Origin of the sequence: Streptomyces sp. NPDC058240 (assembly GCF_042882135.1) — a bacterium.
GTDB lineage: Bacteria > Actinomycetota > Actinomycetes > Streptomycetales > Streptomycetaceae > Streptomyces.
Window position 1 is genome coordinate 1 of sequence record NZ_JBHVWT010000079.1, and the last position, 8159, is coordinate 8159.

Sequence of the window (8159 nt, forward strand, 5' to 3'; positions counted from 1 at the left end):
CGGCGAGTATTTGCTGGGTGGCGCCACTTCTTCCTCGTTTCCTTCTCAGGGCGATCCTATTGGATCCCTGTCCGGAAACTTCGAGGCACCCCACTACGCCGACGGCACCCCTGCAAAGGCATGGACGGGCGCAGCCCCGAAGCCCCTCCTGGAACGCAACCTCAGCCCCTTCCTTCGCTGAGCTCCGGCGGGCACCACGCACTCGACGCGGCAGAGCCAGGCCGAATCGGGGTGCCCGCCGCTCGTGCTTCTGGAACTGGAGGACTCATGAACCCACATCACCATCAGGACATCGGGTGTGGCTTCGTTCATCTCTGGGAACAGCGTTTGTCGATGGGTTGCGGAGGCAGTTGGTGATCAACCGGCTCGTGGACGTCGAGGAGAAATGACGGCACGTGTCCGGTTTCAACGAGGGCTGATCGATGTCGCCGAACCTGGCGATCGGTAGGTTGTCCCGCCGAACATTGAGTTGCCTGTTCAAAGGGGTGGGGCCGGGATGGAAGACATGGACATCACGATCATCAGCCGCGGGGGCTGCTGATCCGCTCGGGCTGGATCACATAGATCACCCGGACTTGGTCGCGGCCTCCGAACCATGGGTAGGGCCCGCCGAGATACTTCTGCGCGAGCGCCTCGATGTGGTCGACCGCCCCCTCGGTGGTCACACGCACCACACGGCCGCGGATCTGGACGTAGGAAGTCGGTTCCGAGGGGTCGACGATTGCGACGGCCACCCGCGGGTCGCGCGCGATGTTTCGGGTCTTCTGATGCGACTCAACGCTGTTGATCAGGACGTGCTCGCCATCGGTGTCGACCCATGTCTGGGTGAGCTGGGGCGAGCCGTCGGGCATCGTTGTAGCGATGTAGCAGGTGCTGGGGCGGCGCAGCAGCGCCACCACGTCCTCGCCGAGGGGTACGGGCACGGGGGTTCTCCAGGCGTAGGTTCGGTGGGGTGCTGGGGCAACGGTAACCACGACAGGGAACCCGGCCCCCCTCGCCCCCTGAACTTTCGATCACCGGTCAGTGCGTGCATGACTGGCTGGCCGCGCATGAACCTGGCTCCCCTCATCGGGCCCCCTGGGAATCGATCATCTGGGGAACCGGGAGGCGCTCTACCGGCGGACCGCCGAGATCAGTCCGCCGGGCCGCTCCTCGCGCTGCGGCGGGGTGCTGATCGGGCGGCCGTAGGCGGCAGCGCGCTCGCGCAGGGTGTGGCTGTCGGCCTCCCAGCCGTGCCCGACCAGCCAGCCCACCGGGTCGTCGGGCATCTCCGAGACCCACATGGACGCCGCCGATCCCGGCGCGGCGTCCGCGCCGAAGCGCTCGATCACGCCGCGCGAGCCCAATGTCAGCCCCATCCGACTGCCTGCCGCCGACTGCGTGCTGATCCGGGCCAACAGTAGCTCCACCGCGTCCTCGGGCAGATAGATCAGTAGTCCTTCGGCGATCCACGCGGTCGGCACGGCCGGGTCGTGCCCCGCGGCGGCCAGCGCGCCTGGCCAGTCCTCACGCAGATCCACCGCGACGGTGATCCGCTCGCAGCGTGCGACGGCCCGCTCCTGGCGCAGCACCGAAGCCTTGAAGTCCAGTGGCGCGGCGGTGTCGACCTCGAACAGCCGGGTGCCCTCGGGCCAGTCCATCCGGAAGGCCCGGCTGTCCATGCCGGCGCCGAGCAGCACGACCTGCCGGACCCCGGACGCGGAGGCCTGCTGCAACAGGTCGTCGAGGAACTTCGTCCTGATGACGATGGAGAACGACACGGCCAGCCGGCGGCGTCGCGCGGCCTCGTCATCGGGCGGCGGCGAGGAGGGCCACAGGCCGCCGGCGGTGGCGAAGGCCTGTGCCAGTGGGTCGCGGAACAGCGCGTTCTCCCGCTCGGTCTCCAGCGCCCGCACCCTTGCCACCCCCACTGCCGTGGCCCACACTCCCGACGGCTGCACCCGCTCCTGCTCATCAGTCACCGCGCCAGCCTAGTTGAACGATTCCAGGGGGTCTGATGAGGGGAGCCAGGTTCATGCGTGGCCAGCCAGTCATGCGCGCGCTGACTGCCTACGACCACTAAAACCACCATTAGGCGAAGATCAACAGTCACCCTGTGTACGCGACCACACGAAGTGGACCAGAGCCACTACTGCTCGATAGAGCCATCGGGTGGGACCTCTTGGGCGCGTACCGCGAACGCGAAGCGACGACTTCCATCTCACGGCCGCCACTGTCCACACAGCCCGTTCTTGCCGCAGCAGCGTGTGAGTGGGTGGGGTGGTGTCAGCGGGTTGGGCGTCACCAAGCCTGTTGCAGGCTGATAGCGCGTTGAGCTGGTACCACCCCGTCTCTGGGCCGACACCGATCCCGACACCATCGCCTGGGCCGATCAGCACGCCGCCCACGGCAACTTCCGCAACTGGGCCCGCCTGACCGCCGCACCCACACCGCCCGCACCCACACCGCCCTCGAACGCACCGGTCGCACCCGCGTCGACCAGGAGGTACCACGCTGGGCCTTCAGCCGACTCGGCCCAGCCATGTAAGCCGCCGCACCTCCTTGCCGCCCCAGGCATCCGCGAAGTCGGCGAACCGCTCCAGGGCGGCTTCCTCGGTCGCTGCCGTGTGGACAGGCTTGAGGACACGCGCGTCGCGTCGATGAAGATCAACGGGTGGACGGCGTCGAGGGGCCGGTTCTGTCATTCGGCCATGCCGTCCATGACCTTGTCGGTGATCGTGGCGATCGTCTGGCTCCGGTGTCGGCTTCGATGAGCAGTTCGCGCCCTGCACGGGGCAGCCGAGCACGGGGACCATCCAGGTTGGCGTGCGCGCTGGACATCCAGGGGCGCGAGCGGAGGACTACCTCGTAGGTGTGACCACCGACGTGCCTGTCGCCGTCCCGGCTGTTCCCCGTGATCGATTGAATACGGCTGCTCAGGGCATAGGGGGCGTGGCTAACGCTCGTAACGGGCGTGCCCTATGTGCCACACGTAGGAGGCTGCGACGGCTTCCACGGCGCGAGCGTGATCCGCGAGTGCGTTCTTGCTGTTGACGGCGAGTTCGGTGATTCGAAGGCGTGCGGTGGAGGCTTGGTCCTCACACATGCGGGAGGCCAGGCGGAACGCCTCTTCGAGGTCGCACTCGCGTTGTCGGATCAGCAGCGTTGGCAGGCTCAGAGGAGTCGGGCCACCGCGATCCGTCTCCTTCGCGTACGAGGCAAGGTCGTTGATCCACCCGGCAAGGTCGGCAACGGCCTTCTCCAGTTCCCGTACCGCTGCCGAGGCTCGCTGATCCTCGGTCAGTTCGTAACCGAGCGCGACTTCCGCGGCCGCCATAACAGTCCGGACGAAGACTGTGTGTGGGCGCATCGCGCAATAGTCGCTCAGGGTGACCTGGTCGAGCCTGTCGAGGTGATGGGCCTCCCAGAGGATGCCGAAGAGGTTGTCCCGCAGGTGCGCGGTGAGTCGCAGGTACTGCGTGGGCGTGGCCCGTTCCCGGAACCGGTGCAGGAGGTCCCGCAGGGCGGCGATGTAGGCGTCGTCATCGGCCGCCGGCTCGTCGTGGCCGGCCAGCAGATGGACGCAGTGACTGATGCGGCGGACCAGACGGGCGGTGTCACGGCCTCCTTCGGCCTCGCCGTGTACGTCGTCGAACGCGGTGAGCCACAGAAAGAGATCGGCGCAGAGGAACACGCCCTCCCGGTCCGCCGTGGGCAGGACACGAGCCACCCCGCGGGCCGTGATGTTGCAGAGGGCCTTCGCCTCGCCGGGTGAACCGATCAAGGGGAAGGTCCGGAGCCAGTGGGCGGTCTGCTCCTCGATGGCGTCGGCATACGGGCTGGTGGCGAAGGGACCGGGGAAAGAGCCTCGGAGGTCGGGCATCGGCAGGGTACGCGTGTCCGAGCTGCGGGTGTCGCTCATACGGCTGTCCCCGCAACGGCCCGCTGCCTGGATTCGGCGACCATACGGGGGTCCGACGGGTGCACGGTGAGCAGCCCGATCGGCTCCACGGCGGCGCCGGGAACGGGCCGCAGCCGCCAGCGGGACGCGATGAACGCCGTGATGACGATCGCCTCCGTCCAGGCGAACGCGTCGCCGATGCACATGCGTTTTCCTGACCCGAAAGGGATGAAGGCTCCCCTCGGCGGCTGAGGGCGCTCCGGCAGCCAGCGGTCGGGGTCGAAGCGCAGCGGGTCGGGGTACAGGCCCGGGTCCCGGTGCAGTGCGTAGGGACTCCACAGCACCTGCTCCCCCGCCGGGAGGCTGACCTGCCCGAGGCGCACGGGCTTGGTGGCCTGCCGGGTCACCAGCCAGCCGGCGTGGTGCAGGCGCAGGGTCTCACTGACCAGTCTGCGGGTGAAGGCGAGTTGGGGGACGTGCTCGGCGGTGATCGGGCCCTCTCCGACCACGGAGTCGACCTCCTCGTGCAGCCTGCGCTCCAGTTCGGGGTCGCGGCCCAGCTCGTGGAACAGCCAGGCCAGCATGACTCCCGTCGTCTCGGAGCCCGCGGCCAGCAGCCCGATGATCTCCGACAGGATCTCGTTGTCGGGCAGTGGCGCACCGGTCTGGTCCCGGGCCTCCAGGAGCAGCGTCACGAGGTCGTTGTGGGTGTCGGGGTCCGCGCGGCGCTCCGCGATGATGTCCGCCACCTCGCTGCGCAGCAGGCTGCGGGCGGCCTTGAGCCGCCGGTTGCTGCGGGTGGGCAGCCGTTCCAGCGAGGACACGGGCACCATGGTGCGCCAGATGGCGGCCGTGAAGACTGTGTCGACGGCGTCGAGGATCGCGCGCGCCCGCTCTTGCTCCGCGCGGAAGGAGCACAGCACTGACAGGGCCACGTCCTGGGCCATGAGCCCCATCACGGTCTTCAGGTCGAGCAGTTCCCCCTCACTCCAGGCCGTGATGGACGGCTCCACCGTTTCCCGCATCGTGTTGACGTACCCGTTGATCTGCTCGCGGTGGAAGGCGGGCTGGAGCAGGCGGCGCCGACGCAGGTGCGGCTCGCCTTCCGCGACCGGCAGGGCCGACTGACCGAAAAGCTTGAGCTTCTCGCCAAGCAACCCCTTGGAGAAGGAGCCGGACTTGCTGGTGAGCATCTCGTGGATCAGCTCATGCGAGTTGACCACGGTCACCTTCTTGGGGCCGACCGACATACGGACGACCGGCCCGTATGTGCGCAGGCGTTCGATGAACTCCAGGCGGTCCTTGATCAGGGGTACAGCGTGTCCGATGAGCGGCAGCCGCCCCGGAGCGGTCGGCGGAACGTCCATGTCGGCAGTCACATCTATGTCGGCAGTCATGCGTCCGTCCTTTCCACATCTGCTTCTGTACATGCGGCTGCACGACGTGCCCGCAGCAACTCCCGCGCAGCGAGCACCTCCGCTTCGATCACTGCGGTGGGCGCATACAGGGTTTTGTCGTGCCACAGGGCGGGGTGCTGGTGGCTGGGGTGCGAGGCGGCGCGCAGATACGTTTCGGCGAGGTCCAGGGCCCGGAGGTGCTGCGGCTGCGGTGCGAGGGTGGCGGCGCTCAGCAGGATTTTGACGGCGTATGCGGTTTCTTCGACGGTGCTGCCCCACACGCCCCAGGAGCCGTCGGCGCGCTGAGTGTCAGTGGTCCACGCGGCTGCGCTCTGGACAGCCCTGGACGCGTGGTGGCCGCCGTACTGTGCGAGCGCGGTGACGCTTCGCGCGGTGGCGTAGTAGGGGGAGGCATGCCACTTGTCGGTCCAGTGTCCTCCGGGTTGCTGCTGGCCGGTCAGCCAGTCGCACAGCTTCGCCGCTCGGGGGCCGTATGTGTGCTCTGCCGTCGGGCAGCGCCGCAGGTAGCTCACAAGGGCCTGGAGGGCGTGGGCGTTCGCGGTGACCGATCCGGTGTCCTCGCCGATGTAGCAGTCGTAGTGGCTTCCGTTGTGGAACAGGTCCAGCGGTGCCGGGTCGTACGGCAGGCCGACGAGCGAGGCAACCAGCACCGCCATGGCGGTGTCGTCGGCATCGGTCATGAGGCCGGGCGCACCGCGCACGCCTTGCGGATCGTAGATCTCCGCGGCCCACCCACGGACAGTGGGAAGAGCGGCAGCGGGCAGGTGGGCGCGCGCCAGCGCGGCGGCGACCCATAGCCGTTCGACCACGCGGAGGGGCGCGGCCTCGGGGAAGAGACCGCCGTAGCGCTGCGCCACTGCGGTGAGGTCGGCGACGGCCTGAGCGGTAGTGGCAGGTGACCGCGTTGCCCGTGCCGCGGTGGCGGCCGGGGAGCTGCCCAGCAGGCCTTCGACGTCAGGGACGAGAGACGGCGGTATGTGGCTGTCTATGCCTTCGAACGTGTGGTGAAACTTGACGGGCAGGCTGCCCGCCGACTCGTACCGCCTGGCCACGGAAGCAGGTGCCGACGCGTGGAAGCCGCCGGGTACCGGCAGCCGGGGGCCACCGAAACCGGGCATGCTCCCGCCGGTGATCAGGGAGCCCAGCTTCTCGTTGATCTTGGCTACCAGGCTGGGTACGAGTATTTCCGCTGCGGCCGTGTCCGGCCACGGGCCCACCGATGGCAGTGACCGCAGTACGTCGAGGCCCCTGTTCACCGCGGTCGTGAGCTGGCCGGTGACCTCTGCGGACGCTGTGCCCCTTTGCAGGACCGCCAGTGCGGCCTCCACCCCGCTGAGGGTCGGCAGGAGCCGGTAGCGCAGCGGTCCCTCCCCCCAACTGCCGTCGGGCGCCTGCTGTTCCAGCAGGTACGTGATCCGCCGTGGCTCCTCGGGCAGCCACGGCGCCGCTGAGAGGACGCGGGCCGTCTCGTACAGGGAGGGACGGACGCTTCCCCATCTGTCCTGGTCGGCCCTGGCCACCAGGCTGGTGGCTCGTTCGGCGTAGGACGTGCCGATGGGCGTGCTGATGCTCATGGGGCGACTTCCTCCTCGGGGTTCTGACTGGTGGAGTGCGGCGATGCCTTATGTCTGCCTGGCCGTTGCGTCCAGGGCGAGCCGGCGCAGGGAGGCTGTGGCACTTCCCGGGAAGGGAGCGTCGTCCAGGGCGGCGAGGGCGGCGGCACGTCGTGTGGTGATCATTTCCTCCACGGTCTGCCGGGCGCCGGTGGAGTTCAGGATCGTGCGGACCGCGGCGGCGTGTTCCTCATTGAGGTCGCTTCGGCCGACGAGCTCGCGCAGTGTTTTCAGTTCGGCCGTGGAGGCTCGCTGGACCGCGAGCGCCATCAGGACGGTGGCCTTGCCTTCGCGCAGGTCGTCCAGTATCGGTTTGCCCGTCTTGGCGGGGTCACCGAAGACCCCGAGCAGGTCGTCCCGCAGCTGAAACGCTTCTCCTAGTGGTATGCCGAAGGCGGTGCAAGCATCGAGTACGGGCGGGGTGGCTCCGGCCACTGCCGCCCCTATGTGCAGGGGCCGTTCTATGGTGTATTTGGCCGTCTTGTATCGAATGACGTGCAGTGCCGTATCCACGTCGCCGGCAAGGCGGCCGGTGGTCTGCAAGTCCAGAAGCTGGCCGTACATGACCTCGCTCCGCATTTCGGCCACCAGGGGCAGCACCTGTGCCAGCCGCCCCGGGCTGAGGTCCGCTGTGCGCAGGAGTTCATCGGACCACACCAGGGCCAGGTCTCCGAGAAGGACGGCCGCACCCAGACCGTGCGCCTCGGCCCTGCTGCCCGGGCCGCCGCTGTCGGTATACGCGGTGGCCAGTGCACGGTGGGCGGCCGGCCGGCCGCGGCGGATGTCGCTGTCATCCATCACGTCGTCGTGTACCAGGGCGAACACCTGGAAAAGTTCGAGGCTGGCGGCAGCGCGCACGGCAGCAGTCATGTCGCCCGTTGCTCCGGCGGCTTGCCATCCGTACAGACACAGCAGGGACCGCAGTCGTTTTCCGCCGGTCAGGAGTTCGCGCAGGGCGGTGGTCAGGTAGAGCAGCTCGGTTCCCGGCGCAGCACTTTCCTTGGTGTCCAGGAATCCGGTCAGAGCCGCGCCCACCTGCTGTCGTAGGGAAGAGAGGTCGGGCAGTTTTGTGGGAAGGGTTTGTGTCACCGGCGGTTGATCCTCTTTCGCTCGAGAACCGTCATCGCGGTTCCGTTCTTGCAGAGGACGGGGCCAACGGACCCGCGTCTCCTTCCTAGGGCTGTCGGAGGGGGGGGTGGCCTGCCCCCGCCGGCACACAACCCAACAAACACACAACCAACACATCGG

At 68.3% G+C, this 8159-nt stretch carries 6 protein-coding genes and 1 pseudogene; 1 reads left to right on the forward strand and 6 read right to left on the reverse strand.

Annotated features, from left to right (window positions below; translation table 11 throughout):
- Positions 1–181 (forward strand): annotated as a pseudogene (locus ACFVX4_RS39660) (hypothetical protein); the annotation flags it as partial.
- Between the two features lie 340 nt (positions 182–521).
- Here the strand turns inward: ACFVX4_RS39660 and ACFVX4_RS39665 are convergent.
- The 6 genes from ACFVX4_RS39665 to ACFVX4_RS39690 form a co-directional block, all read right to left on the reverse strand.
- Positions 522–923, reverse strand: a complete 402-nt coding sequence (locus ACFVX4_RS39665; protein ID WP_389987646.1) for a PPOX class F420-dependent oxidoreductase — start codon at positions 921–923, stop codon at positions 522–524.
- 189 nt (positions 924–1112) lie between these two features.
- The gene (locus tag ACFVX4_RS39670) at positions 1113–1925 is read right to left on the reverse strand and encodes a class I SAM-dependent methyltransferase (RefSeq protein WP_389987677.1); all 813 of its coding nucleotides are present in this window, start codon (positions 1923–1925) and stop codon (positions 1113–1115) included.
- Between the two features lie 1010 nt (positions 1926–2935).
- Positions 2936–3862 (reverse strand): terpene synthase family protein, encoded by a 927-nt coding sequence (locus ACFVX4_RS39675; protein ID WP_389987649.1) that lies wholly within the window; start codon positions 3860–3862, stop codon positions 2936–2938.
- Between the two features lie 35 nt (positions 3863–3897).
- Entirely contained in the window at positions 3898–5277 is a 1380-nt protein-coding gene (locus ACFVX4_RS39680; protein WP_389987652.1) for a cytochrome P450, read from the reverse strand.
- On the reverse strand, positions 5274–6872 hold the full coding sequence (locus ACFVX4_RS39685) for a prenyltransferase/squalene oxidase repeat-containing protein (RefSeq protein WP_389987655.1): 1599 nt from the start codon (positions 6870–6872) through the stop codon (positions 5274–5276). Before ACFVX4_RS39685 ends, ACFVX4_RS39680 begins: the two co-directional genes overlap by 4 nt.
- Positions 6873–6920: 48 nt before the next feature.
- On the reverse strand, positions 6921–8000 hold the full coding sequence (locus tag ACFVX4_RS39690; RefSeq protein ID WP_389987658.1) for a polyprenyl synthetase family protein: 1080 nt from the start codon (positions 7998–8000) through the stop codon (positions 6921–6923).
- Positions 8001–8159: the final 159 nt, after the last annotated feature.

Coding starts and splice junctions, on each gene's coding strand:
- ACFVX4_RS39675 (WP_389987649.1), bottom strand. CDS start 3,862: ATGCCCGACCTCCGAGGCTCTTTCCCCGGTCCCTTCGCCACCAGCCCG.
- ACFVX4_RS39685 (WP_389987655.1), bottom strand. CDS start 6,872: ATGAGCATCAGCACGCCCATCGGCACGTCCTACGCCGAACGAGCCACC.
- ACFVX4_RS39680 (WP_389987652.1), bottom strand. CDS start 5,277: ATGACTGCCGACATAGATGTGACTGCCGACATGGACGTTCCGCCGACC.